This is a genomic window from Bifidobacterium sp. H6bp9 (assembly GCF_032193695.1).
GTDB classification, from domain to species: domain Bacteria; phylum Actinomycetota; class Actinomycetes; order Actinomycetales; family Bifidobacteriaceae; genus Bombiscardovia; species Bombiscardovia kimbladii.
In genome coordinates this window covers 796,960-822,407 of the sequence record NZ_JASTZY010000001.1, presented here as the reverse complement: position 1 = coordinate 822,407, position 25,448 = coordinate 796,960, and the positions used below count along the sequence as shown (strand labels likewise).

14 protein-coding genes and 1 riboswitch are annotated in these 25,448 nt (G+C 60.6%); of the genes, 11 read left to right on the top strand and 3 right to left on the bottom strand.

All coding sequences use genetic code 11. The annotated features are described in order from the left end of the window. Window positions 1-8 precede the first annotated feature (8 nt). Window positions 9-1,001 (bottom strand): nucleoside hydrolase, encoded by a 993-nt coding sequence (locus QRX40_RS03360; protein ID WP_313836266.1) that lies wholly within the window; start codon window positions 999-1,001, stop codon window positions 9-11. A 274-nt stretch (window positions 1,002-1,275) separates the two neighbouring features. On the opposite strand from QRX40_RS03360, the gene fbaA reads away from it, so the two are divergent. The 8 genes from fbaA to QRX40_RS03320 all read left to right on the top strand — a co-directional run bounded on the left by fbaA (window position 1,276) and on the right by QRX40_RS03320 (window position 18,247). Beyond that, the gene (gene fbaA / locus QRX40_RS03355) at window positions 1,276-2,340 is read left to right on the top strand and encodes a class II fructose-bisphosphate aldolase (protein WP_313836265.1); all 1,065 of its coding nucleotides are present in this window, start codon (window positions 1,276-1,278) and stop codon (window positions 2,338-2,340) included. Window positions 2,341-2,534: 194 nt separating this feature from the next. Next, window positions 2,535-3,836: an adenylosuccinate synthase gene (locus QRX40_RS03350; RefSeq protein ID WP_313836264.1), complete on the top strand. Its 1,302-nt coding sequence runs from the start codon at window positions 2,535-2,537 to the stop codon at window positions 3,834-3,836. Window positions 3,837-3,845: 9 nt separating this feature from the next. Next, window positions 3,846-4,814, top strand: coding sequence for an FAD:protein FMN transferase (locus tag QRX40_RS03345; RefSeq protein WP_313836262.1), 969 nt, complete (start codon window positions 3,846-3,848; stop codon window positions 4,812-4,814). A 399-nt stretch (window positions 4,815-5,213) separates the two neighbouring features. Next, on the top strand, window positions 5,214-6,470 hold the full coding sequence (locus QRX40_RS03340; RefSeq protein ID WP_195760154.1) for an MFS transporter: 1,257 nt from the start codon (window positions 5,214-5,216) through the stop codon (window positions 6,468-6,470). Window positions 6,471-6,736: 266 nt separating this feature from the next. After that, window positions 6,737-7,786: a ketol-acid reductoisomerase gene (gene ilvC, locus QRX40_RS03335; protein ID WP_015022635.1), complete on the top strand. Its 1,050-nt coding sequence runs from the start codon at window positions 6,737-6,739 to the stop codon at window positions 7,784-7,786. 418 nt (window positions 7,787-8,204) lie between these two features. Next, complete coding sequence (locus tag QRX40_RS03330; RefSeq protein WP_313836259.1) at window positions 8,205-11,183, top strand: Ig-like domain-containing protein; 2,979 nt, start codon at window positions 8,205-8,207, stop codon at window positions 11,181-11,183. Window positions 11,184-11,330: 147 nt separating this feature from the next. After that, window positions 11,331-14,504, top strand: a complete 3,174-nt coding sequence (locus QRX40_RS03325) for an immunoglobulin-like domain-containing protein (protein ID WP_313836257.1) — start codon at window positions 11,331-11,333, stop codon at window positions 14,502-14,504. Window positions 14,505-14,533: 29 nt separating this feature from the next. Beyond that, a complete protein-coding gene (locus tag QRX40_RS03320) occupies window positions 14,534-18,247 on the top strand; it encodes a family 43 glycosylhydrolase (RefSeq protein ID WP_313836255.1) in 3,714 nt (1,237 codons plus the stop codon). 63 nt (window positions 18,248-18,310) lie between these two features. Here the strand turns inward: QRX40_RS03320 and QRX40_RS03315 are convergent, their stop codons facing one another. Continuing rightward, on the bottom strand, window positions 18,311-19,816 hold the full coding sequence (locus tag QRX40_RS03315; protein ID WP_313836254.1) for an amino acid permease: 1,506 nt from the start codon (window positions 19,814-19,816) through the stop codon (window positions 18,311-18,313). Window positions 19,817-20,020: 204 nt separating this feature from the next. Then, the gene (locus QRX40_RS03310) at window positions 20,021-21,496 is read right to left on the bottom strand and encodes an amino acid permease (RefSeq protein WP_313836253.1); all 1,476 of its coding nucleotides are present in this window, start codon (window positions 21,494-21,496) and stop codon (window positions 20,021-20,023) included. A 96-nt stretch (window positions 21,497-21,592) separates the two neighbouring features. Then, a riboswitch (Lysine riboswitch) is annotated at window positions 21,593-21,771 on the bottom strand. A 311-nt stretch (window positions 21,772-22,082) separates the two neighbouring features. Here QRX40_RS03310 and QRX40_RS03305 point away from each other — a divergent pair. The 3 genes from QRX40_RS03305 to QRX40_RS03295 all read left to right on the top strand — a co-directional run bounded on the left by QRX40_RS03305 (window position 22,083) and on the right by QRX40_RS03295 (window position 25,440). Then, window positions 22,083-23,408 (top strand): extracellular solute-binding protein, encoded by a 1,326-nt coding sequence (locus tag QRX40_RS03305; RefSeq protein ID WP_313836251.1) that lies wholly within the window; start codon window positions 22,083-22,085, stop codon window positions 23,406-23,408. 143 nt (window positions 23,409-23,551) lie between these two features. After that, window positions 23,552-24,508, top strand: a complete 957-nt coding sequence (locus QRX40_RS03300) for a sugar ABC transporter permease (protein ID WP_313836250.1) — start codon at window positions 23,552-23,554, stop codon at window positions 24,506-24,508. Then, window positions 24,505-25,440 carry a carbohydrate ABC transporter permease gene (locus QRX40_RS03295; RefSeq protein WP_313836249.1) on the top strand — a complete coding sequence of 312 codons (936 nt, stop codon included), beginning with the start codon at window positions 24,505-24,507 and terminating at the stop codon, window positions 25,438-25,440. The genes QRX40_RS03300 and QRX40_RS03295 overlap by 4 nt, the downstream gene beginning before the upstream one ends. The last annotated feature ends 8 nt before the right edge of the window (window positions 25,441-25,448 follow it).

Here is a 25,448-nt window from a genome sequence, read left to right as displayed (position 1 = left end):
CCGTCCTTCTATCGTTCGCTCTCGGTCTTGCGCACCAGGGTCAGAAGCCTGTCCATGAAGCGCCGGGTGAACCGCTCGGCGTCGACCGACAGGGCCACCTTGGTGTTCTTGACCGTGTCCAGAAGCCTGCTGGGGTCGCCGATGGTGCGGGCCCGCTGTGGCCCCTCGGTCTCGACCATCAGGTTGGTGGCGAAGGTGGTGACCAGGCTGGGGTCGATGGCCACGGCGGCGGCCAGGGGGTCGTGCAGGTTGCAGCCGCCCAGGTAGACCCCGCTCTCCTTTTCGCTGATGTCGATGTAGTAGTCGGTCATGTCTGCCAGGAAGCGGCCGGCGCTGGTGCCTGTGGCGCGCAGGGCCTCGGTGTCCTCGCGGCTCATCAGAGCCTGGGTGGTCACGTCCAGGCCGACCATGGTGATGTCTGCGGTGGTGGCGAAGACCCGGTTGGCGGCCTCGGGATCCTGGTTGATGTTGGCTTCCGCGAAGGCTCCTACGTTGCCCGGCTGGGTCAGCGTGCCGCCCATCATGACAATGCTGATGCGGTCGACGATGTCGGGGGCCTTTTCCAGGGCGGCGGCGATGGTGGTCAGAGCGCCGGTGGGCACCACGACCAGCTCGCCCTTGGGGTAGCGGCGGACCGCGTCGATGATGAAGTCCACTGAGCTCTGCTGGCTGGCCTGCCGGTCGGTGCGTGCGGGGATTTCAATGTTGCCGGTGCCGTTGGCCCCGTGGAAGATTTCGGAGTCCGGCGGAACGCTGAAGGATTCGGCCGTGCTGGGGTGATCGATTCCCTTGAAGACCGGGATGTCCTCCCTGCCATACATGGCCAGCAGCCGCAGATCGTTGTCGACGCCTTGGTCGAGCACTACGTTGCCGTAGGTGCCGGTGATCCCGATCAGTTCGGCGTCTGGGGAACCCAGGACGTAGGACAGGGCCAGCGTGTCATCGATGCCAGTGTCCAGATCCAGGATGATCTTGCGGACGGTTTCCTTGCTTGCTGACACGTTGGTCTCCTTCCCAGAAGGATGGGCAGCCCCAACCCTCTGCTTACCTATGTCGTGCCTTCTCTAGGCTGATTCGTTACTGCCGTGAAACAAACAACCTGTTTGATGTAACGTTTCATCAAACTGTACGGAGCTAAACTACCTGCGGCTCGGAGGCTTGTCAAAGTGCGTCGCGGGGTGTTCGCCATCAGAGCAGAGACCTGCAAATCCATCGGTGATGTCTGCAGCTGCGAGTGGCCGGCCGCTTTTCCGCGCAACCGACGATAATGAGGGTATGACTTTAGCGACTCCTGAACGGTATGCGGCAATGCTTAATGCGGCCAGACGGGGGTCCTACGCCTATCCCGCCATCAATGTGACCAGCACGCAGACCCTGAACGCGGCCCTGCAGGGGCTGGACGAAGCACAGTCTGACGGGATCATCCAGGTCTCCGTCGGAGGTGCCGCCTACCTGTCCGGACAGCGTCTGGCCGACCGGGTGGCTGGCTCCATCGCCTTTGCCAGATTCGCCCATGAGGTGGTCGCCCGCTATCCGAGCATTACCGTGGCCCTGCATACGGACCACTGCGCCCCGCAATACTTGGACGAATGGGTTCGGCCCCTGCTGGCCTACGAGAAGGACCAGGTGGCCCACGGTCAGGATCCGCTCTTCCAGTCGCACATGTGGGACGGTTCCGGCCTGCCCCTGGGGGAGAACTTGGCTATGGCGGCAGAGCTGCTGGAGCTGTCCCGCGCCGCCCACACCGTTTTGGAGATCGAAGTGGGAACAGTCGGCGGCGAGGAGGACGGTCACTCGGCGGCTATCGACCAACGGCTCTATTCCTCGCCCGAGGATGGCCCCAGGGTGGTCGATGCCCTGGGTCTGGGTGAGCGCGGCCGCTACATGGTGGCCTTTACCTTCGGCAACGTGCATGGGTCCTACAAGCCCGGTGTGGTCAAGCTAAGGCCCGATCTGCTGAGGCAGATCCAGGCCAGGACGGCCAGAGCCATATCCGATGGGGAGGTCGGCGGCATCCCCGCCCCGGACGCCCCTGCCGACAAGCCCTTCCTTTTGGTCTTCCATGGGGGCTCTGGCTCGCAGCCGGAGGAGATCGCCTCGGCCGTCGCTCATGGCGTGGTCAAGATGAATGTGGACACCGACACCCAGTACGCCTTCACCAGGGCTGTGGCCGGGCACATGTTCGCCAATTATGACAAGGTCCTCAAGGTGGATGGGGAGGTCGGCGACAAGAGCGAGTACGACCCTCGTTCCTGGGGGCGCCAGGCCGAGGACGGGATGGCGGCTCGTGTAGTCGAAGCCTGTCAGCAGCTGGGCAGTGCAGGACGGGCCATGAGATGATTGGTGATTTCCTATCCGAGGAGGGCCCTGCGAGCGGGGAACTTACGATCGGCTGCTGAGCCTGTCGGGCCTTCTGATGCCAGGGTTGGTGCCTGGGTCGGTCTGTCTTCCGCTCCATACGTAGGGTTAGGCTCGTCTATGGATGGTCTGCCTTTGTTTTCCTTGGATGGCGACCAGCGGATAAGGAGCATCGTATGCCGGGAATCGTGATCGTCGGGGCCCAGTGGGGCGACGAGGGCAAGGGTAAGGCAACGGATCTGATCGGCGAGCACATGGACTACGTCGCCAGGTTTAACGGAGGCAACAATGCCGGCCATACCGTGGTCGTGGATGACCAGGAGTACGCCCTCCATCTTCTGCCATCGGGGATCATCCACCCGGCCATCACCCCGGTCATCGGCAACGGCGTCGTGGTTGACCCGGCCGCCCTCTTTGAGGAGATTGATGGGCTCCAGTCCCGTGGCGTGGACTGCAGCCGGTTGAGGATCAGCGAGTCTGCGCACATCATCGCCCCCTACCACCGGACGCTGGACAAGGTGACCGAGCGCTTCCTGGGCAAGCATAAGATCGGCACGACAGGCCGCGGGATCGGTCCGGCCTATGCCGACAAGATCAACCGTGTGGGCATCCGGGTGCACGACCTGTTCAATGTCGACCATCTGCGCGACAAGGTGGAGGCCAGCCTGCACCAGAAGAACCAGATGCTGGTCAAGCTCTACAATCGTCGGGCCATCGAGGTGGAGGCCACCGTTGAAGAGCTGGCGGGATACGCCGAGCGGCTCAAGCCCTACGTGGCCAATACCTCATTGATGCTCAACCAGGCCCTGGAACAGGGCAAGAACGTCCTCTTCGAGGGGGGGCAGGCCACCATGCTGGACGTGGACCATGGCACCTATCCCTTTGTCACTTCATCCAACTGCACAGCCGGGGGCGCCTGCACCGGCACCGGCGTGGGCCCGACCAAGATCGACCGGGTGGTCGGCGTGGCCAAGGCCTATGTGACCCGTGTGGGGGAGGGGCCCTTCCCTACGGAGCTGGACAACGAGCAGGGCGAATGGCTGCGCCGTCAGGGTCACGAGTACGGGGTGACCACCGGCCGCTCCCGCCGCTGCGGCTGGTTCGACGCGCTGGTCAGCCGCTATGCAGTGCAGATCAACGGCCTGACCGACATCGTGCTGACCAAGCTGGATGTCCTCTCTGGTCTGGAGACCATCCCGGTCTGCGTGGGCTACGACATCACCCGCTCCGACGGCTCCAGGGTCAGGGTGGATCAGATGCCCGTGGACCAGGCCGAGTTCCAATCCGCCCAGCCGGTGTACGAGGAGCTGCCGGGCTGGCGCGAGGACATCTCCGGCGCCAAGAGCTTCGAGGAGTTCCCGACCAAGGCCAAGGACTACATCCACCGCCTGGAGGACCTGTCCGGCTGCCGCATCTCGGCCGTGGGCTCGGGCCCGGGCCGCGACCAGATCGTGCAGATCCACTCCCTGATCGACTAAGGAAGATCCATGGCTCTGTCCTGCCTGACCGCCTTCCCTGAGGCGGTCGGTACGGGAATCATCATCTCCACGGACAGGCCTCTGGGAGAACGGCTGCACGGCGCCATCGTCGATCTGATTGAGGGTTACGAGCGTGCCCTGTCACGGTTCAGGCAGGATGCCATACCTGCGCAAATGGCTCGGGCTTCTCATGGGGGCAGGTTTGTCTTTCCTGACTATTGCCAGGGGCTCTTTGACCTATATGACAGGCTGTATACCGCCACTGACGGGGCCCTGGACCCCATGGTGGGCGAGGACCTGACCCGTCTGGGCTACGGAAGACAGCCCACCTTCCGGCTGCAGGCCGATGCCGCCGGTCATCTGGGACGGATCCACGGGCGACCGACCTGGGGTGATGACCTCAGGCGTCAGGGTGCTGTCCTTATGACTACCGGCCCGGTCAGCCTTGATTTCGGGGCGGTTGGCAAGGGCTATCTGGTAGACCTCATTGCCGATCTGCTCGAACCTCGTGTCGAAGAGTACCTGATCGATGCCGGCGGCGACATGCGTATGCGGACCTCTCACCTGGTCTCCATCGCCATGGAGGATCCCGGCGATCTGTCTGCAGGCGTGGGTCGGATCGAGCTCTCCCGCGGCTCCTTGTGCGCCTCGGCACCCAGCCGTCGCCATTGGACCGACCGGTCCGAGGATGCCGCAGCGGCGGGATTGACAGCACTTCACCACATCCTGGACGCCATCGACGGCCGTCCGGTCGACCGTGTGCTGGCCTCCTGGGTGGTGCCCGGGGAAAAGGACAATGAACACCCCACGGGCCTGGCTGATGGTCTGGCCACTGCCCTCTTCCTAGTGCCGCCGGATGTGCTGGCAGCCGGATTTTCCTTCTCCTGCGCCCTGATGTACACCGACCGTCAGGCTGTGATCTCCGACGAATTTCCAGGCCGGTTCTTCACTGACCCCAATATCCATCCGTCCACATAGTGGACCTGTCTCGTTGAGCAAGCCGGTGTCAGGCCTATGGTCGGCAGCAATGCGGATGCGCAGAGAACGCATCCGGTTTGTGAATGATGAAGGGAGGTTCGCCGTGATGACCAGCTTGACAGACACCCGCCGATTCGGCACTGTGTCCGCACGAATTATTAGCCCGTCCTCACCGGCGGACTGACTCGACAATCTTCATTGTTCGACCCCGTCGGAAGGCGGGGCTGGACGCATAGGCTTCATCGCATCAGACCCTGCCAACAGCGGGGTTTTTCTATAAGGAGATGAGATGAAGTGACGGCAAACGACGTCAGTGTTGCTTCCCCGGCCCCGGCAGCGTCCGCGCCCGGCAGCACCCGTGTGACCCGCAGCTCGGTTCGCACAGTCATCGGGGCCTCCATGGTCGGCACGGCCATCGAGTTCTACGATTTCTACGCTTACGGGACGGCTTCGGCCAACTATTTCCCCAAGCTCTTCTTCCCCAAGACCGATCCGACCGTGGCGCTGCTGGCCTCCCTGCTGACCTTTGCCATCGCTTTCATCGCGCGGCCCTTGGGATCCTTGATCTTCGGACACTTCGGGGATCGCCAGGGGCGCAAGACCACCCTGGTGGTCTCCCTGCTGACCATGGGCTGCTCTACGGTCCTGATCGGCGTCCTGCCCACCTATGCCACCTGGGGACTCTGGGCCGTGGTGGTCCTCTGCCTGTGCCGGTTCGTGCAAGGTATCGGCCTGGGCGGCGAGTGGTCAGGCGCGGCCCTGGTGGCCACCGAGAACGCCCCGGAAGGCAAGAGGGCGCTCTACGGCTCCTTCCCTGAGCTGGGCGCCCCCATCGGCTTCTTCCTGGCCAACGGAACCTACTTCCTGCTGGAGATGTTCTGCACCCCCGAGCAGATGCTGAGCTGGGGCTGGCGCGTGCCCTTCCTGCTCTCCGCCATCCTGGTGGTCGTGGGTCTGGCTGTGCGCGTCTCCATGCAGGAGACTCCTATCTTCCAGATGGCCCTGGATCAGCAGAAGGTCGTCAAGACCCCGCTGCTGGAGGTCTTCCGCAAGAGCTGGCGCCAGGTGCTCCAGGCCACCTTCCTGGTCGCAGTCACCTACACGCTCTTCTATACCCTGGCTACCTGGTCGCTGGCTTACGGCACCAAGCCCAAGTCCCAGGGCGGCGGTGGACTGGGCTTCACCAACCAGGAGTACCTGCTCATGCTCATGGTCTCCATCCTGGTCTTCGCCCTCTTCATCGTGCTGGCCTGCGTCTATGCGGACCGCATCGGCCGTCGACGGGTGCTGATCGGCAGCTCCGTCATGCTGGTGGTCTTCAGCCTGGTCTTCCCCTACCTGCTCATGGCCCATCACAACACCTTCCAGGTCATGGTCTTCCTCTGCGTCGGGTTCGCCCTGATGGGCATCGCCTTCGGGCCCATCGGCGCCTTCCTGCCGGAGCTCTTCGACGCCAACGTGCGTTACTCGGGCTCCGGCATCGGCTACAACTTGGCGGCCATCGTGGGCGCGGCCTTCGTGCCTACCATCGCCACCTGGCTCTCCTCCCACTGGGGAGTGCGCTCGGTCGGGCTCTACCTGGCCGTTATGGCGGTCTGCTGCCTGGTGGCAGTGCTGACCTGCCACGAAACCAAGGATGTGGACTTCACCAAGTAAGCCTTGGGACGCATCCCGCCGGCCGGTTCCTCGAATCGCGCCGGTGTCCGAACAACGAATTGCGGACAGTTCATCTGGCCATATCACGAGTATGGTTGGAGGCATACCGTATCCATAGGGTACGGATCGGGGTCAAGGACAAAATCCGTCGCCCCGGTCGAAAGAGCATCGTCCGCCTGGAACAACAACAGGAATTCACAGTATTTTGCGTTCCCCCGGCCTGGAAGAGCCGGTCCGGTTGGACCGCACATAAAGGAGTGTAGATAATGGCAGCACAGATCTGGTATGAGAAGGATGGGGACCTTTCGGTTCTGGATGGCAAGAAGGTGGCCATCATCGGCTACGGTTCCCAGGGACATGCTCATGCGCTGAACCTGCGTGATTCCGGTGTGGACGTTGTGGTCGGCCTGCGTGCCAACTCCAAGTCGGTGCCCTTCGCCAAGGAGCAGGGCCTGGAGGTCAAGACCGTGCCCGAGGCCACCAAAGAGGCCGACATCGTCATGATCCTGGCTCCCGACCAGTACCAGCGCAACATCTGGCGGGACGACATCGAGCCCAACATCAAGGAGGGTGCGGCTGTCGCCTTCGCTCACGGGTTCAACATCCATTACGGCTACATCAAGCCCAGCGCCGACCACCCGGTCTTCATGGTGGCCCCCAAGGGCCCAGGCCATATCGTCCGTCGTGAGTATGTCGCTGGCCGTGGCGTGCCCGTGGTCGTGGCCGTGGAGCAGGATCCGCGCGGCGACGCCTGGGACATCACCCTGGCCTATGCCAAGGCTCTGGGCGCCCTGCGCGCCGGCGCCATCAAGACCACCTTCAAGGAAGAGACCGAGACCGACCTCTTCGGTGAGCAGGATGTGCTCATGGGCGGCGTCAACCACCTGGTCGAGGCCGGCTTCGAGGTGCTGACCGAGGCCGGCTACCAGCCGGAGATCGCCTACTTCGAGGTCTGCCACGAGCTCAAGATGCTGGTCGACCTGATGAACGAGGGTGGCCTGAACAAGGCCCGCTGGTCCTGCTCCGACACCGCTCAGTACGGCGATTTCACCTCCACCGTGGTGGACGAGTCCACCAAGGACAGGATGCGTCACCAGCTGCAGCGCATTCAGGACGGCTCCTTCGCCAAGGAGTTCATCGACGATCAGGATGCCGGCGCCCCCAAGTTCAAGGAGCTGCAGGAGAAGTACTCCCACGAGAAGATCGAGGAGGTCGGCCCCAAGCTGCGCGCCATGTTCTCCTGGAACAAGGACGTCAAGGATGCCGACGAGGCCCAGTCCTTCACCGGCAAGATCGCCCGTTCCCAGGTGCAGTGACCTCTAGGTTCTGAGCATCAGCTGCCATTTCCTTGGCATCGCCGCAGACCAGCATTCGATGCGAATCTGGTCTGCGGCGATTTTTTTTTTTTTTCTTATTTGAGGCATCAGGGTTCAGCGTTGTGCCTGGGCTGCATGGTTCGTCAATCCGTACGGTAATGAGATGCCCGTTATTCGTTCCTGCCAATGCTGAGAATCTATTGTTATTGAATCGTTATCCTTTTCAGGGACAGCGGCTGATTGCAGATGTCAGAATGGATTTTGGCATAGGTGCTGACGTGATGATCAATTATGGGTCATGACCCATCTATGAATACTTGTCGTGCCGACTCAGGGCAGTCATCGAAGCCAAGCCGCAGTCGGCATGACACTGCAGGCGGGATTGCGGTATCCCGATGAGCCAAAGGTGGTGGAGCGCATGAAAAAAATGAAAGCATTGGTGTCGGTCATTGCGACCCTGCCGATGTTGCTGTCCTTCGCAGGAGGTACGGCATACGCCCTTGAGCGGCCTGAGACAAAAGGGCAGGAAGCCAGCTCGCTGACCCCGGTTGCCTCCTATGACTTTAGTCAGGGAAACTTATCGGATTCAGTCAATGGCTATGCCATGACTCTTCACGGCGGGGCATCCATCGGGGCCTTCGGAGACCGAAACGGAAACGAGGCGCTGAATCTGCAGAACGGTCAGTCAGATGCTTCAAAAAACGTTCAATATGCTCAGCTGCCTTCGGAAATCTTCGGGTCAATAGGCAACGAGGCGACCATCGACTTCGCTGCCAAGTCGAGGCATGCTGACGATGGCAATTATTTCTCGCTGGCTATCGGCAAGGATGCCTCACATTACCTTTTCTTCTATCTGAGTAAAACCAGCGCCAAATTGGCTGTTGCGGACAATGGCTGGCACAATGAGCCCTCCTTCAAGGAGCAGCTCGCCGACAATGACGGAATCTGGCATGACTTCCGAATCATCATCAAGGATGATTCCATGGCCCTGCTCAGGGACAACAAGTTGGTGGGAATCAAGACCAAGACCGGTATCAAGCTCTCCGATCTGGGGGGTTCCACCACCTTCATCGGCAAATCCTTCTATCAGGGCGATGCGTACTGGAATGGCGCCATTGATGACCTGAAGATCTACAAGGGGGCCGATCTGGTCATGCCGACTGGGCTAACCGTGACCGGAACCGGCCTGGTGAACGGATCCCTGGCCTTGATGGAGAACGATGAGCGGCAGCTGACCGCAACAATCACGCCTGAGAGTGCCATCAGCAAGGAGGTGAGCTGGGCCTCGTCCAATCCCTCTGCAGCTACGGTCGATGCCAAGGGCAAGGTCAAGGCTGTGAAGGCTGGAACCAGCACCATCACCGCCACCAGCCGGGCTGGCGGACTGGTCAGTTCAGTCGACGTAACCGTCAAACCCTTGGATCCGGAAACGGCTGCCCAAGATGATGTGGATGCTCTGATCACCGGGGTTCCCTCTCAGGCGACAGGGAACCTGCCTTTGCTGGCCAAGGGACCCAGACATGATGTTGACGTCACCTGGACTTCTTCCGACCCTGGTCGCATCACTCCGACGGACAGCAATTACCAGGCACCGGCCAATGGGGCATCCGACCCCTATCGGGGCGCCGGCATTGTCACCCGACCCTCTTATGGGCAGGGTGATTCCAAGAAGGTCAGCCTGACGGCCACGGCCAAGGCGGGCAATGGGCGCACTGTATCGCGCAGCGTCGATGTCGTGGTTAAGGAGAAGCCGAGGTCTGCGTCCAATGTCGGGTACGCCTCGGTCACTTTTCTCTCTGACGCTGACAAGACCGGAGGAAAAATCGGTGAGGCCCTCTATGAATCGGCGACCTCCACCGAGCGCAATGACTTCTTCTCCTTCAGCCCCATCAACAATGGCGACCCCGTCATCACTTCCAAGACAGACACCACCGGCTTGCGCGATCCATACGTGCTGCGCTCGCATGATGGCGACGAATACTATATGATCGCCACCGATCTGAAGGTCTCGCGCCAGGGCTGGGGCCAGAACCAGCAATATGGCTCGCTGAAGATCGAAGCCTGGAAATCCAAGGACATGGTCAATTGGACGCGGACCAACGCCGATGACGGTTCGGATGCAGGGATCGTCGTCAACTCCCCCAACCAGGGGATGACCTGGGCTCCTGAGGCATTCTGGGATGACGCGCTGAACGCCTATGTGGTCTTCTTCTCCTCACGGGCCTATACCGACGGCTCACGCTCGACAGCCGTCACCGGGAAGAAGGGTTCCCCGTACAACATCGTGCGCTATGCCATCACCCGGGACTTCAAAACCTTCACCCCCGCCAAGGACTGGCAGGACACCGGATACTCGCGCATTGACTCCACGGTTTTCAAAATCGGCAGCTACTACTACCGAATGACCAAAAACGAAGAGAACGGTGCCGCAGGATCCTACGTGGTGGATGGCAAGTCCACCTTCCTGGAACGCTCGAAGTGCCTGACCTGCGCCACGTCCAGTTCGGATCCCGATGCTGATGAGACCAGCACCTGGCGATTGCTCGACCAGCGGCTGCTTCCCTTTGAGGGGCCGGAATCCATAGCTCTGAACAAGGATGACGTCAACCAGAACGAAGCCGGTGACGCCATGGTCATCATGGCTGATTCCGGTGGATATCAACCCTTTATGACCAGCAAGACGGATCTGAGCCGCACCGACTGGTCCCACAGGCTTTCGCAGACGCCGGGATGGTTTACTCAGAAGAAGCCGGGCAAGGGCGTCACCGGGTATGTCACGGATGACGGCATGCCCACCCCGAAGAGGCATGGGGCTTTCGTTGCCGTGCCTCGGAATGTTCTGGAAGCCATGCATAGGTACACCACGGCCAACCCCTCGCATCTGGAACCGGTCGCCTCCACAACCCAGGCTGATTATGCCTCGGACAGCCGCAAGCTGACCGTGACCGTCAAGGCCGAAGACCAGGGCGATGTGGCTGGCGCTGTACGTATCACGCAAAGCCCGGCATCGCGGCTGAGTCAGTCTTGGACGGCCGATGTGAAACTGGGGGCTGATGGAAAGGCGACGCTGACTGTACCGGATGAGGTCTCCGGAGATATCAGAGTCGATTATCTGGGGTACACCGACAAACTGGTCAAGCCATCTTCGACCAAGGTGACCGGGCTTGTCGCCAAGGCTGCAGACATTGGCGTGCCTGGCACGTCGGATACCCACCTCTCCCAGACATCTCCCATTGAGCAAGTCAAGGCAGGAGGTGCTGGGTCGGTTTCACCGGACCCGGGGCTTTCTCAAACAGGTGCATCCGTTGGCGTCATTGCCTTGGCTGCGCTCGCATGCGCAGTCCTGGCAATCTGCTGGTTGCGATCGGCCGGGTATAGGTCGGCATCCAGGCACTGACTGCTCTGGCCGGCTGTCCCTATGGGTTTTTCGAGGAACGGCCGGCGTCGGCAGTCCAAGACAAGAGGCTCCCGGAATCAGCTGTTCCTGGAGCATTCAAGAGCCACCGCAATGATGTGGTGGCATTACACAGGAAGAGGCCCGTTAATGAACGGACATGGAAAGAAAGCCCTGGGGTTGCTCCTAGGGTGTGCAACACTGGCATCGGGGTCGTTGCTGCCCCTTGCCGCCTCGGCTGAGGAGGGGGAGAAACCGCTGGTTCACTATTCCTTCGATGCCGCCCCCAACGGCCGGACCATAGCCAACGAGGGCTCTGACGGTCATAGTGACGCCACTCTGGAAGGTGATGCTTCCGTCAAGGATGGCCGTCTCGTGCTGACTGGCACCCAGGACGTAGTCATTCCCACCAGTGCTTTGAAGGATAAGCAGGACCTTACCGTTTCGATCTGGCTGAAGAATAATTCCGGCTCCATGAACACTTCAGCGGCCTACATAGGGAACGCAGATACCACTAAAGGGTATTTCCTGCTCAACCCATCCAACCCTGCGGGGCGGGTCAAGGCGGTAATGACCACAGCGACCGCCAATCAGCCCAACAAATCCCCATGGGGCACCGAAGTAGGTCCAGGATCCACCGGGGCTCCCTCATCAGGCTCCAAATCCACTGACGACATGGCCTTGTACACCACGGTCATCAGCGGCTCCACAGGAACGATGAGCTCCTATCTCAATGGCGCTCCGCTGGGTTCTTCCACCTACTCCATACCCATGGGCGGTCTCAGCAATTACGGGGATCTGGTCGCTTACCTGGGCAAATCCTCCTATCCCGATCCCAAGAGCAGGATCGAGGTCGATGATTACGCCATCTACGATCAGGCCATGGATGCCGCTGGGGTCAAGGGGCTCTATACCAGCCAGGCCTTGGAGAAGATCATGCCGACGGTAGCAGTCCCTGCTCAGGCGAGTGAGAACTTCACCCTCCCCACGGACCTCTCGGGCGTGCATCTGGACTGGGCATCCTCTTCAACAGCCCTGGTCGTGGCCAGTGATGGGGCAGTCACTGTCAACAGGCCTGCTTCCGGGCAGCCGGACGCGCAGGTGACTCTGACGGCCACTTTCAGCCTGAACGGGGTCACTCGCACCAAGGCCTATCAGGTTTTGGTTCCCCATCTTCTGAGCGATCAGGAGCAGGCGCAGGCTGATCTGGATGCCGTGGCCATCGAGAATGCCGATGATGTGCGAACCAATGTTTCCATACCTACGCTCGGTGAGCACGGCTCCTCCTTCACCTGGTCCGTCAAGGATCCAGGAACGGTCGGCGCGGTGATCGTCGATGGCGTCAACGTTTCTTCCAAGACCGTGAAGGTCAACCGTCCCGCCGCTGGCAAGCCGGCTGCAACTGTGGTCCTGAGCCTGGAGGTCAGGCATGGTGACAGCAGGCTGGTCAAGGAGTTCACCCTTAAGGTGCAGCCCATGCCTGCCGACAACTCCAAGGATCAGGCCTATGTCTGGGCATTCTTCACCGGCGAGGGCGTCGGCGGCGAGAAGATCAGCCTGGCCGCGTCCAAGGGCAACAATGCACTGGACTGGAACACGCTGAACAACGGTTCGCCCCTCTTCACCTCAAGCAAGGGCGAGCAGGGGCTTCGCGATCCCTTCATCATGAGGTCCAAGGATGGCGACAAGTTCTACATGCTGGCCACCGATCTGAAGATATCCGGACGCCCCAATGCCCCCGGAGGACTGAGCGGTTTCATGGGTGCCCAGGCCAACGGATCCAAATACATCGAGATCTGGGAGTCGGATGATTTGACCCACTGGTCCCAGGAGCGGCATGTCAAGGTGAGCAACGACTATGCCGGCAACACCTGGGCGCCTGAGGCCTATTACGACGCTGAGATCGGCAAGTACGTGGTCTACTGGGCCTCCAACCTGTATCCGGGCACCGATCCGGCTGAAAGGACCGCGCTGACTTACAACCGGATGATGTATGTCACCACCGACGATTTCATCAACTTCTCCAAGCCCCAGGTCTGGATCGACGTAGACCGCAGGGGTCAGCCCGGCTCGGGATCCATCGATGCCACCGTGCAGAAGAAGGATGGCACCTACTATCGCGTCTATAAGGACGAGAAGACCATGACGCTGCGTCAGGAGAAGTCCAAGGACCTTCTGGCCAAGGTTGCGGGATCCTATCCCACCGCCGCATCCGGCGATGCCAACGACTGGTCTATGGTTGGGGAGCGCATCGGCGGCGGGCAGGCCAACGGATACGGCGGTACTTTCAGCGCCGGCGAAGGCCCATCCCTTTTCCGGGCGAACGATGGGGATGTCAACGGATACCAGTACTACCTCTTCGCCGATCAGCCCAATTACCACGGCGGCCCCAACCACTATGTGCCTATGGCCACGAACAATATATCCAAGGCCGACCAGTGGAAGGTGATCGGCGACAAGATGCCCGAGGCCAACTTCCCGACCAATACGGACGGCGGCAAACCACGGCACGGCACTGTCCTGCCAGTGACCAGGGCTCAGTATCAGAAGGTCCTGGAGGCCTATGCGCCCCATGTGGCGGTCACCTCGGTTCCGGCCATGTCTGTAGAGACGAAGGTCGGTCAGGATCCCACGCCGAACCTTCCTGCCCAGGTGGAGCTGACCAAGGCTGACGGAAGCAAGGAGCAGGTGAAGGTGGCTTGGGATGCCGTGGATCCTTCCTCCTACAGCCACCCCGGAGCCTTCCGAGTAAGCGGAATCGCTGCGGATGCTTCTCGGATGCCCGTGGAGGTTACGGTCAAGGTCCTCTCCAATGACGCCAGCCTCAAGTCTCTGACCGTGGCCGGCCAGCCAGTGGATCTGGCGCAGGCCTTGGCGGGTACTGCCACGCTGGCGCTCGCCGACCTGCCTGGACTGGCTGAAGCCGACATCGCCGCTCTCGCTACGGATGATCAGGCTACTGTCGCCTTGACCTTGGACTCTCCTGGATCAGCTGAAAGGATGCTGACGATCAAGGTCACAGCGGCGGATAAGGCCACCACAAGGACCTACCAGGTCAAACTGACCCAGATTCGCAGCGCCCAGCCTGCACCCGACAAGGACAACGCCCAGAAGCCGGGGCATTCATCATCCGGCAATTCTTCCGGCACTGCGAACCCGCAGGCACAGGCCCGTCCCTCCCTTTCCGCCACAGGTGTGGACCTGTCGAAGGTTCCAGGCCTCCTGCTGGCAGCAAGCCTGGGTCTGGTTCTCATTGCCGTCTGCAGGTTCTTCGTCCGTCGACAGGGGTCGGCATCAGCCATGGATGGAGATGAGCAGAAGTGAAACGATGTGGAAGAATGATCGCCTGGATGATGGCGATTCCGACCGCCTTGGCCGGGTTGGCTTTCATCCCTGCAGCAGCAAGCGCTGTTGAGAGCCTGCCCACCGACGATTTGCTGGCCGAGTACTCCTTCGCCAGCAAGCCATCGGACGGGCGCACGGTCGCCAATACCGCCCCTGGCAGCGCCTTTGGCCAAGCCCAGGTGCAGAACCCGGGAGACGATCTGTGGAAGGATCAATCCCTGGTTCTTTCCGGTGGGGACTGGAACGGAGGGGGCAGCTGGGTTCGGCTGCCTGCGGATCTGCTTTCAGACAAGTCCTCCGCTACCGTCCAGATGGAGGTCAAGGCGGATCCCGACATGCTCAAGAGCTTCCACTTCATGTGGAACATCGGCAACGCCTCCAACCAGGAATACCTGTTCAGTTCCCTCAACTGCGCCTTCGGACGCCAGCCCCTGGTGGGCATCAAGGCGAAGGGGATCGAGCATCTGGTCCAGTCGGGCTCCTGCGCGGTCCGGGCCGACCAGTGGATGTCGGTGACGGCCACCTTGGACGGGTCGGACGGCATGGCCAGGCTCTACGTCGATGGCGAGGAGGTCGCCTCTGGCAAGGTTCCCGTCACCACTGCCGACATTGGTGACCAGAGCCTCAACACCATCGGCCACTCGCCCTGGAAGGATGTGAATTTCAAGGGCCAGGTGGCCAACTTCCGCGTCTACGGCAGGGCCTTGGACGCTGGACAGGTCAGGAGCATCAGCACTGTCGACGCCAACATCCACAGGAGCGAACTGGTGGACGGACGCATCGATGCCCTGGGCTTCCATGACCAGAGTGTGGACGGCGACTACCTGGCTCTGCCCACAGCAGGCGGCACGGTAACCTGGTCCTCATCGGATCCTTCGGTCATCACTGATACGGGTATGGTCAACCAGCCGCCCTCCGGCGCTCAGGATCAAACGGTGACCATGACGGCTACCACCACAGTGCGTGGATTGACCGGCAGCAAGAGCTATCGCATCACTGTCAAACCGAGCACGAAGACCAAGGCCGAAAGGTTGCAGGAGGCGGCTGACGGTTACGTCATCCCGCCCCTGATCGCCTCGGGCGCCAAGCTTCCTGCAGCTCCGGATCATACGACCCTGCAGCTGCAGGCCGCTTCCGGCATCTCCATCCATGACGGGGGCCTGGTCTCCATAGCTGGCGACAAGCCTGTCTCTGGACGGATCACTGCCAGAATCGCCGCCGCGGGGGTTACCGATCCCATTGTCAAAGACTTCGAGGTGAAAGTCCTTCCCAAGTCGAAGGCCAGCACCCTCCTTGCCTACGACCGCAATGCGACCTCGGCGGATACAGCCAATAACGGCGATATCGCGCACAGCATGCATCTGGCCCTCAAGGACGAAGCCTCGGGGCGGTACCAGCCCTACAACGGCAACTATGGCATCTTCTTCCCGCTGGGTTACGCCTCGCAGCCCGTCAACCAGAACACCAGGGACTACGCGCGCAGCCTGAAGGATCCCTCGATTTTCATGATGGGGGACGGGTCCTACGGAATCCTCTCCGTGCGTACCAATCGGGGGACGGATGTGCCGGACAGTCCTGGCCGCCTGCTCTTTGCCCGGTCCGCTGACTTGCTTGCCTATGAGGAGAGCCCGAACTCCGCAGGCCTGATTGACCTGGGCGAAACCAACGGGGTCAACAGCCCCTATGGGGTCTACGATACGGCATCCAAGACCACCATGATCGGGTGGTATGACGACAACGGAGTGCCCAAGTACACCAGCTTTGCTGAGCTCAAGGACAAGGATTCCGTGCATGGGCCTGTCCATGTCGGGCGGTTCGCCACGGTCGGCGGCAGTCAACCGGCGTCAGAGGTTCAAGGTATTGATGACTATCGCCACGGTTCGTCCATCGTTATTGACCTGGACCGTGTCAAGGCCCTGCAAACCCGATTCGGCCGTCTGACCAACACCGGTGTGGATGGTTTCAAGGACATCACCGTGACCAAAGGGAGTTCGGCTGACGGATTGAAGCTGCCGAAAACCGCTCGACTGACCTATTCCGACGGTTCCACGGGTTCGCTGCCCATCAAAGACTGGGATACCTCCCATCTTGACTTGGACAAAGTCGGGGAATATGAGGTCGCCGGCACCATCGGCCAGACCTCCTACAAGGTTCCTTTCGCCGAGGAGCGCGCTGATCCCTCCATCTACAAGTGGCAGTGGAAGCGGCAGGTGGACGGCCACGAACGGGTGGACACCAAGTACCTCATGATCGCCACCAATGACATTGAAGGAGACTGCACCTGGCAGCATGGCAGTCCCCATATGCCTCTGCGGATGGCCGATGCCATTGCCGATCTGGCTGACACCCCTGGCCAGGATTCCGGGTTGATTGATGCCAACGGGTACAACGCCAAGGAGCATATCATCCTTAAGGCGGGGGATCCCGATGCAGAGGGGCAGCCGATCATGCACAGCTTCTGGGCGCCTGAGATTCACGAGATCAATGGCAGGCTGACAGTCCTGTTCATGGCTGGATACGGAAACCAGTGGACCAATGGCAAGGCGGTTTATATGCAGCTCAAGCAGGATGCCGGAGGTCATGACCTCGACCCGACCGTCGCTTCCAACTGGGAGCGGCCGCGAGCTGTGACTCGTTCCGACGGGCGTCCCCTGGCCCTTGCCGCTGATGGAAGTGTCGGCATGTCCTTGGATATGAGCTACTTCCAGGATCAGAAGGGACAATCCTATTATGTCTGGCAGCAGTTGGGCGCTACCTATTTGGCCAGGATGAATCCTGCCGACCCTGCTCACGTCACCACCGACCCGGTGAGGATTGTCGCTCCTGATTACGCTTGGAACGCCACAATCGCCGAGGGGCCCAATGTAACCCTGCACCAGGGCAAGCTCTATCTCATGTATTCCGGTTCCTCGGTCGGCAAGACCTACACCACCGGCATGGCTGTGGCCGACGGATCAGGCAATACCGACCTGACCAATCCAGCCAGTTGGAGCAATCTGAACTACCCCATCCAGAACTCGGGCATTTTCAACGGAAAGTGGCAGCTGGGCACCGGCCATGGCATGTGGAGCGAGGATGAGGACGGCAATCAGATCTACGTCTTCCACGCATACGCCAACAAGACGGATGGCTACCGCAACTATTCCGGGCGGGATACCTTCGTGCGCCGGGTCCATTGGGCAGCAGATGGCCTGCCGGTGCTGGACATGGATGCGAATGAAGAGCTCGCCCACCCTGATGTGAAAGTCCGGGTCAAGGTGGTTGATTCCTCGGTCAAAGTCGACAAATCCGGCCTTTCTGCTGCCTTGAAGAAGGCCGATGGTCTGGACCAGGGCAAATACGAGTCCGGTTCCTGGCTGGCTTTCACTGCGGCTCGAATGCAGGCACAGGCTGTCTATGACGATCCCAATGCCGACCAGGCGGCAGTTGATCAGGCGCTGAAAGGTCTTCAGGAGGCTATCAAGGCCCTGGTTCCCCTCAGCGGACCGGGCGGAAATGGAACGCAAGGCGGCAGTCTGGGACAAGGTACCAGTCTGATCTCTGCCGGTGTCAGCGGAAATGGTCGTCACGACCCTGGCCGTGATGCATCAGTCGGGAGCGGCGGTTTGTCCTCCACCGGAGCGGATGTCGCTGCAGTGAGCCTGGCGGCCTTGCTTATGGTCTCACTGGCCTTGATGGTGGCCATTCCGGTCAGAAGGTCGAAGCCATCGTCGTTGGCCTAGGCTTGGGCTTGGCCTGATGGTGCCCCGCGGATGGAACAGATCATCTGCGGGGCACCTTCTGCTTCAGCGGGCGGATTCGGCGCCGGACACGTCCATGTCCTTGAGACGCACGATCTTGGTATGGTTGACGAACTTGAAGCCCAGGTAGAGGACCAGGACCAGGACCACGCTGAAGTAGGTCATGGCCATGTGCGACCAGTTCAGGCTGAGCAGGGAGGGGATGTCCTGTCCGGCGATGACGATGACGCAGAGCACCATGGCTAGGACCGGGCCCAGCGGATAGAGCTTGGAGTGGTACTTGAGCTCGCTCAGGTCGTGCCCCTGGAGCTTGAAGGCCCTCCGGAAGCGGAAGTGGCTCAGGGCGATGCCGATCCAGGCGATGAAGCCGGTCAGTCCAGTGGCGGTCACCAGCCACATGTAGAAGGACTGGCCGAAGATGCTGGAGGCGAAGGTGGCCAGGGACATGCAGACCGTGGCTACCAGGGCCGCCAGGGGGATGCCCCTCTTGGTGGTCTTGGCGAAGATGGCCGGGGCATAGTGGTCCTTGGCCAGTCCGTAGAGCATGCGGCTGGAGGCGTAGGCCCCGGTGTTGACGGCCGAGAGGATGGATGTCAGCACCACCGCGTTCATGACGCTGGCCGCCGAGGCCAGGCCGGCCCGCTGGAAGACCAGGGTGAAAGGCGACATGGCGATGTTCCCGTCAGAGGCACCCAGGAGGTTGGGGCTGGTGTAGGGGATCAGGGCAGCGATGACGAAGATGGACAGCACATAGAAGAGCAGGATCCGCCAGAAGACGTCGTTGATGGCCTTGGGAACCGCCTTGCCGGGGTTTTCGGACTCGCCAGCGGTCACGCCCACCACCTCGGTGCCTTGGAAGGAATAGCCGGCGATCAGGAAGACGCTCATGATGGCCGGGAACCCTCCTACGAAGGGGGCGTCCTTGTAGGTGAAGTTTTTCAGGCCGACCGCCGGCTGGAACATGATGCCGCAGATCATGGCCATGCCGATGACCAGGAAGACAATGATGGTGGCCACCTTGATCAGGGAGAGCCAGAATTCGGTCTCCCCGAAAGCGGAGACCGTCAGGGCGTTGATCAGGAAGACGATGACCAGGACCAGCAGGCTCCAGATCCATCCCGGGGTGTGGGGCAGCCAGTACTGGATCAGCAGGGCGGCGGTGGAGATGTCCACGGCACCCGAGATGGTCCAGTTCAGCCAGTAGTCCCAGCCCATGGCGAAGCCCAGGGCCGGATCCACGTAGCGGGCGCTGTAGGCGGCGAAGGATCCCGACACCGGCAGGTGGGTGGCCAGCTCGCCCAGGCTGGTCATCAGGAAGTAGACCATGACGCCCATGGCTATGTAGGCCAGAAGTCCGCCGCCGGGGCCGGCTGTGGAAATGGTGGAGCCGGAGGTCATGAACAGGCCCGTGCCGATGCAGCCGCCCAGGGCGATCATGGAGATGTGGCGGGTCTTGAGGTTGCGCTTGACGCTGCCGTAGCCATGATGCTCTTGCCCGGCCCGGTCGGATTGATTGGTGTTCGACGCTGCATTGCTGGTGTTCCGCGTCATGATCCTCCTCCTTTTGGCTGGGCGACGCACCGGGGAGTCCGGGGTCGTACTGAAATTGCGATTCCTGATATGCCGGCTGGATGCCGGAACAGATTCATATGGCCGGGTCCTTGAGCCGGTCCTCGAACGCTTAGGGAGTCTATGCCATTGGTGTGGCTTTCCAGCTCCCATGGTCATAATGTGTCATGCTAGTTGACAAATCTTTCATAGCGATTCTGGATCCCCGCTCAAATCCATCTCATTCAGGGGAACGATACGGGTATGGTATCGGATCTTGTAGCCCAGGTAGAGCGCAAGCACCAGGGGCACGCTGATGTAGGTGACGCCGATCTCCTGCCAGTTCCAGTTGACGAAGGCCTCGATGTTCTGCCCGCCGATGACGATGATGCACAGAATCAGGGCCAGGATGGGCCCCAGGGGGAAAAGCTTGGCATGGTAGCGCAGCTCCTCAACCCGGTGGCCCTGGACCACCCATGCGCGGCGGAAGCGATAGTGGCTGAGTGCGATGCCGATCCAGACGATGAAACCGGTCAGACCCGAAGCGGCCACCAGCCACATGTAGATCCGCTGGCCGAAGATGCTGGCGGCAAAGGTGGCCAGGGAGACCACCAGGGTGGCGACCAGCGAGGCCATGGGGATGCCGTGGCGGGTGGTATGCCCGAAGAAGGCCGGGGCGTAATGGTCCTTGGCAAGGGCGTAGAGCATCCGGGTGGAAGCGTAGACCCCCGAGTTGGCGGACGAGAGGACCGAGGTCAGGATGATGGCGTTCATGACGCTGGCCGCCGAGGCCAGGCCGGCCCGCTGGAAGACCAGGGTGAAGGGCGACATGGCGATGTCCCCCTCGGCGGAGCTCAGCAGATTAGGGCTGGTGTAGGGGATCAGCGCAGCGATGACGAAGATGGACAAAATATAAAAGAGCAGGATCCTCCAGAAGACATCATTGATGGCCTTGGGGACCGCCTTGCCGGGGTTTTCGGACTCGCCGGCCGTGACGCCGATCAGCTCGGTGCCTTGGAAGGAGAAGCCGGCAATCAAAAAGACGTTGAGAATGGCGGGGAATCCGCCCACGAAAGGAGCATCCTTGTAGGTGAAGTTGCCCAGGCCCACGGCCGGGCGGAACATGATGCCGCAGATCATGGCCAGACCGATGACCAGGAAGACAATCACCGTCACCACCTTGATCAGGGAGAGCCAGAACTCGGTCTCGCCAAAGGTGGACACGGTCAGGGCGTTGATCAGGAAAATGACCACCAGGACCAGCAGGCTCCATATCCATCCTGGGGTGTGGGGCAGCCAGTACTGGATCAGCAGGGCGGCGGTGGAGATGTCCACAGCCACGGTGATGGCCCAGTTCAGCCAGTAGTTCCAGCCCATGGCGAATCCCAGGGCCGGATCCACGTAGCGGGCGTTGTAGGCGGCGAAGGAGCCGGAAGTGGGCAGGTGGGTGGCCAGTTCGCCCAGGCTGGTCATCAGGAAGTAGACCATGAGGCCCATGGCCGCGTAGGCCACCAGCGCGCCTCCCGGTCCGGCCTTGGCGATAGTGGAGCCGGAGGTCATGAACAGGCCCGTGCCGATGCAGCCGCCCAGGGCGATCATGGTGACGTGTCGGGTCTTGAGGTTGCGTTGGACCCGGTCGTCGGATGCGGAGGGGCTGACCTTTCCGCCCTGCCTGGTCGCCATGGCTGCTCTTCTCCTCGAACTGACCTGAGAGCCCTATGACGACGGTTCCGGCCGGTTCCGCTCAGGCGAAATCCAGGCGGGTTGCCTGTCTGTGACACTGCACATAGCGCTCCGCAACATCTGGTTGCGACAGTCCCGGACCTGTTCGACCCGGGCCCAACGGGTCGGATGGGCGGATCCGAACCGTTTCGGCCGGACTTCCTTTCGCCGGGAATAGGCGACACCGCACTGTCTGATCCCGGTTACTGATAGGTTCGGCGACCTCTTCAGTGGCTTTGCAATTACGGGTAAGCATAGATGGATTCTCAGACAAGGCCGGATCGCTCGCCTATAGGGCATAGGGTGAAGTCGTCGAAAGCGCCGCTACCGCAAATCACTACTCTCGCTTAGAACGCATTGGATCCAATAGATCGATATCAATTGTGAACGAAGGTAATCAAATCAAAATCCCGTGGTTTAGCACTGCTTTGCTAAATCTACATTTCTTATAATTGAATTAATAAACTATCCTTGCAAATAAGTACTGCTATACTGAATGTGAACTTCGAGGTAAGACAATGATGTTTTTGTGAAGGGGTGAGTCTAGATGAGAACCAGCAACAAACGCATAATGGCGGCCATGGCTGCAGTCGCGGCCTTAAGCATGGCACTGGCCGGGTGCGGGTCCTCCGGCGGATCCGATGCCAACAAGAGCGGTGACACCAAGTCGGGCGGCAAGGTCGAACTGACATACTTGCATCGTCTTCCTGACAAGCAGGGCATGACCATGGTCAAGGACACCGTGGCCAGGTGGAACAAGGATCACCCGAACATCCAGGTTAAGGCCACTAAGTTTAACGGCAGCCCCGGCGACCTGATCAAGAAGCTGGAGACCGACGTCAAGGCCGGCAATGCTCCCGATCTGGCCCAGGTGGGCTACGCTGAGCTGCCTGAGGTCTATACCAAGGGCATCGTCGAGGATGTCACCGCAGAGGCCGGCAAGTACTCCAAAGACTTTGCAGAGGGCCCCAACAAGCTCATGAGCGTGGACGGCAAGGTCTTCGGCCTGCCCCAGGATACCGGCCCCATGGTTTACTACTACAACAAGACTGAATTTGACAAGCTGGGCATTAAGGTTCCCACCACGGCCGAGGAATTCATCGAATCGGCCAAGAAGGCAGCGGCTCAGGGCAAGTACATCATGACCTACCAGCCCGATGGTGCAGGCATGGCCTTCTCCGCCTTGTCAGGCGCGTCATCTCCCTGGTACGAAATCAAGGACGGCAAGTGGGTCGTCAACGTTGACACGCCCGGCTCCAAGGCCACGGCCGACTTCTACCAGCAGCTGCTCGATGCCAAGGCAATGAACCTGACCCCCAGCACCGACCCCTCCTTCGCTGGCGCCTTCCATGACGGTTCCATCATCGGAACCATTGACGCTGCCTGGAACGCCCCGATCATGATGGACTGGATCGGTGATGCCGGCAAGGGCCAGTGGAGGGTTACCCAGATCGGCGACTGGTTCAAGAACGGCGAGAAGACCGGGCCCAACGGCGGTTCGGGCGTTGCAGCCATCAAGGGCACCAAGCACAAGGCAGAAGCCATGGAGTTCCTGGACTGGTTCAACACCCAGGTGCCTGATCTGACCTCTCAGGGTCTGATCGTCGCGGCCTCCACAGAGAAGGCCAAGACCCCCCAGTCCTGGACCGAGTTCTTCGGCGGGCAGGACGTGATGGCGGAGTTCGCCAAGGCCAATGCCAACATGGGCTCCTTCAACTACATGCCCGGATTCTCCGCGGTGAGCAGCGCCGTTGGCGAGGCTGCCGACAAGGCTGGCAAGGGTCAAGCCAAGGTCTCCGATGCCTTCGATGCGGCACAGAAGACATCTCTTGCCACACTGAAGGATTATGGCCTTCCGATCGCCAAGGATTGATCGGTAACCGCTCTTCGGCGGATACAGCAGGGAGGCCTTCCCTGACAATCTCACCAGGTTGGGGAACCCGGGTCTGTGGCCCGTGTTCCCCGCCTGCTGGAAGGTCGCTCGCCTTATAGGTTCCGAGAGGATGGGTTATTCACATGAGCCATCGAACAGCAGCTGAGGCAGGGGCCCAGAAGAAGGGGAGATCCGAGATCGTCAAACGCAACGAGCGGACAGGTTGGGCATTCATGATGCCTTTCTGCATCCTCTTTGCGATTGTCTTCATCATACCCATTGCCTATGCCGTCTATATGAGCTTCTTCCAGCAGGTGGCTTCGGGCGGCGGCGCCTACGGCGGGGGCGAGATGATCAATAAGTTCGTCGGGTTTGAGAACTTCCGATTTACAGTCACTTCCGCAGCCTTCTGGACCGGCATCGGCAGGGTCCTGATCTACACGGTCATCCAGGTCCCGGTCATGATCATCGCAGCCCTGGCTTTGGCCATGCTTCTGGATTCCTTCATCGTCAAGCATGTCACCCCCTATCGGCTGGGCTACTTCCTGCCCTATGCCATCCCGGGCGCGATCGCGGCCATCATCTGGGTATTCCTTTACAACGACCAGTTCTCGCCCATCGTCAAGGGCCTGGCAGCCATAGGAATCCACGTCAACTTCTTCGCATCCAACGCTCTGATCGCCTCCATGGCCAACATCACCACCTGGACCTTCACGGGCTACAACATGCTGATCTTCCTGGCAGCCCTCCAGGCCATCCCGCGTGACCTCTACGAGGCTGCCCGAATCGACGGAGCCAACGGTTTCCAGATCGCCATGAGGATCAAACTCCCCAACGTCAGGGGGGCCGCCCTCCTAGCCATGCTCCTGTCCATCATCGGCAGCATCCAGCTCTTCAACGAGCCCCAGGTCATGCAGACCGTCGACAAGGGCATATCGAACTCCTACACCCCTATGATGATGGCCATGAACACATCACGAGGCATCCTCACCCCCAAGGGTGACGGCCCGGCTTCAGCCATCGCAATCGTCATGGCGCTGATTGCCGGGGTCCTTGCCGCCCTCTACGCATACATCGAGAGGAAGGTGAACGAATCATGACCTCGGCCAATCCCGCACGCCTCGCAAAAAAGCAGGAGAGGCTCCTCAAGCAGAAGGCCGATGAGTTGCCCCGTTCCATGAGGCCCACCAAGGTGGTCAAGATCACTACCATCGTGGTCCTGGTCTTCGCCCTGATCTACTTCCTCTTTCCCATTTACTGGGCCATCATTGCCTCTACCAAGTCGCCCTCCCAGCTGGTCAGCAGCAACGGCCTTTGGTTTGCGGTCGACCTGAATAAGATTCCCCAGGCGGTGGCCACAAACTACTCGATTCTCCTGGGCTGGACCCATTCACAGTTCTGGCACTGGGTCTTCAATTCCTTGATTTACTCGGGGGTCTCCGCCCTGATCGGCACGGTGGTTTCGGTCATGGCCGGGTATGGCACAGCCAAGTTCCAGTTCCGGGGCAGGGGCGTTGTCATGACCATCGCCATGTCCGCCCTGCTGATGCCTTCGGCGCTGATGACCATCCCCCAGTACTCCATCTTTAATGCCCTGCATCTGAGCAACACCATGCTGGCGGTGATCATCCCCTGCTCGGTCTCGCCATTCGGTTTCTTCCTGGGAAGGGTATACGCCCAGAGTTCGGTCCCTACCGAGCTTCTGGAGGCGGCCAGGATTGACGGTGCTGGTGAGGCAAGGATCTTCTTCACGATTGTGCTGAGGATTCTTGCGCCCGCCATGGTGACGATCTTCCTCTTCCTTTTCGTGGCCACCTGGAACAACTTCCTCCTGCCGTTGATGATGCTCTCCAGTGAGAACCTCTTCCCGGTGACCCTGGGCCTCTATGGTCTGGTCTCTCTGCCGGTCTTTACCGATCGAGGGGCGCTGATGATGGGGTCGCTGCTGGGTGTTCTGCCGGTGATCATCCTCTTCTTCTGCCTGCAGCGGTTCTGGCAGGCTGGACTGACCGCCGGTTCTGTCAAGGAGTAAGGGTCCAA

Coding starts and splice junctions, on each gene's coding strand:
- QRX40_RS03350 (WP_313836264.1), top strand. CDS start 2,535: ATGCCGGGAATCGTGATCGTCGGGGCCCAGTGGGGCGACGAGGGCAAG.
- QRX40_RS03340 (WP_195760154.1), top strand. CDS start 5,214: ATGGTCGGCACGGCCATCGAGTTCTACGATTTCTACGCTTACGGGACG.
- QRX40_RS03305 (WP_313836251.1), top strand. CDS start 22,083: ATGAGAACCAGCAACAAACGCATAATGGCGGCCATGGCTGCAGTCGCG.
- QRX40_RS03325 (WP_313836257.1), top strand. CDS start 11,331: ATGAACGGACATGGAAAGAAAGCCCTGGGGTTGCTCCTAGGGTGTGCA.
- QRX40_RS03320 (WP_313836255.1), top strand. CDS start 14,534: ATGGCGATTCCGACCGCCTTGGCCGGGTTGGCTTTCATCCCTGCAGCA.
- QRX40_RS03315 (WP_313836254.1), bottom strand. CDS start 19,816: ATGACGCGGAACACCAGCAATGCAGCGTCGAACACCAATCAATCCGAC.
- QRX40_RS03330 (WP_313836259.1), top strand. CDS start 8,205: ATGAAAAAAATGAAAGCATTGGTGTCGGTCATTGCGACCCTGCCGATG.
- ilvC (WP_015022635.1), top strand. CDS start 6,737: ATGGCAGCACAGATCTGGTATGAGAAGGATGGGGACCTTTCGGTTCTG.
- QRX40_RS03345 (WP_313836262.1), top strand. CDS start 3,846: ATGGCTCTGTCCTGCCTGACCGCCTTCCCTGAGGCGGTCGGTACGGGA.
- QRX40_RS03310 (WP_313836253.1), bottom strand. CDS start 21,496: ATGGCGACCAGGCAGGGCGGAAAGGTCAGCCCCTCCGCATCCGACGAC.
- QRX40_RS03295 (WP_313836249.1), top strand. CDS start 24,505: ATGACCTCGGCCAATCCCGCACGCCTCGCAAAAAAGCAGGAGAGGCTC.
- fbaA (WP_313836265.1), top strand. CDS start 1,276: ATGACTTTAGCGACTCCTGAACGGTATGCGGCAATGCTTAATGCGGCC.
- QRX40_RS03300 (WP_313836250.1), top strand. CDS start 23,552: ATGAGCCATCGAACAGCAGCTGAGGCAGGGGCCCAGAAGAAGGGGAGA.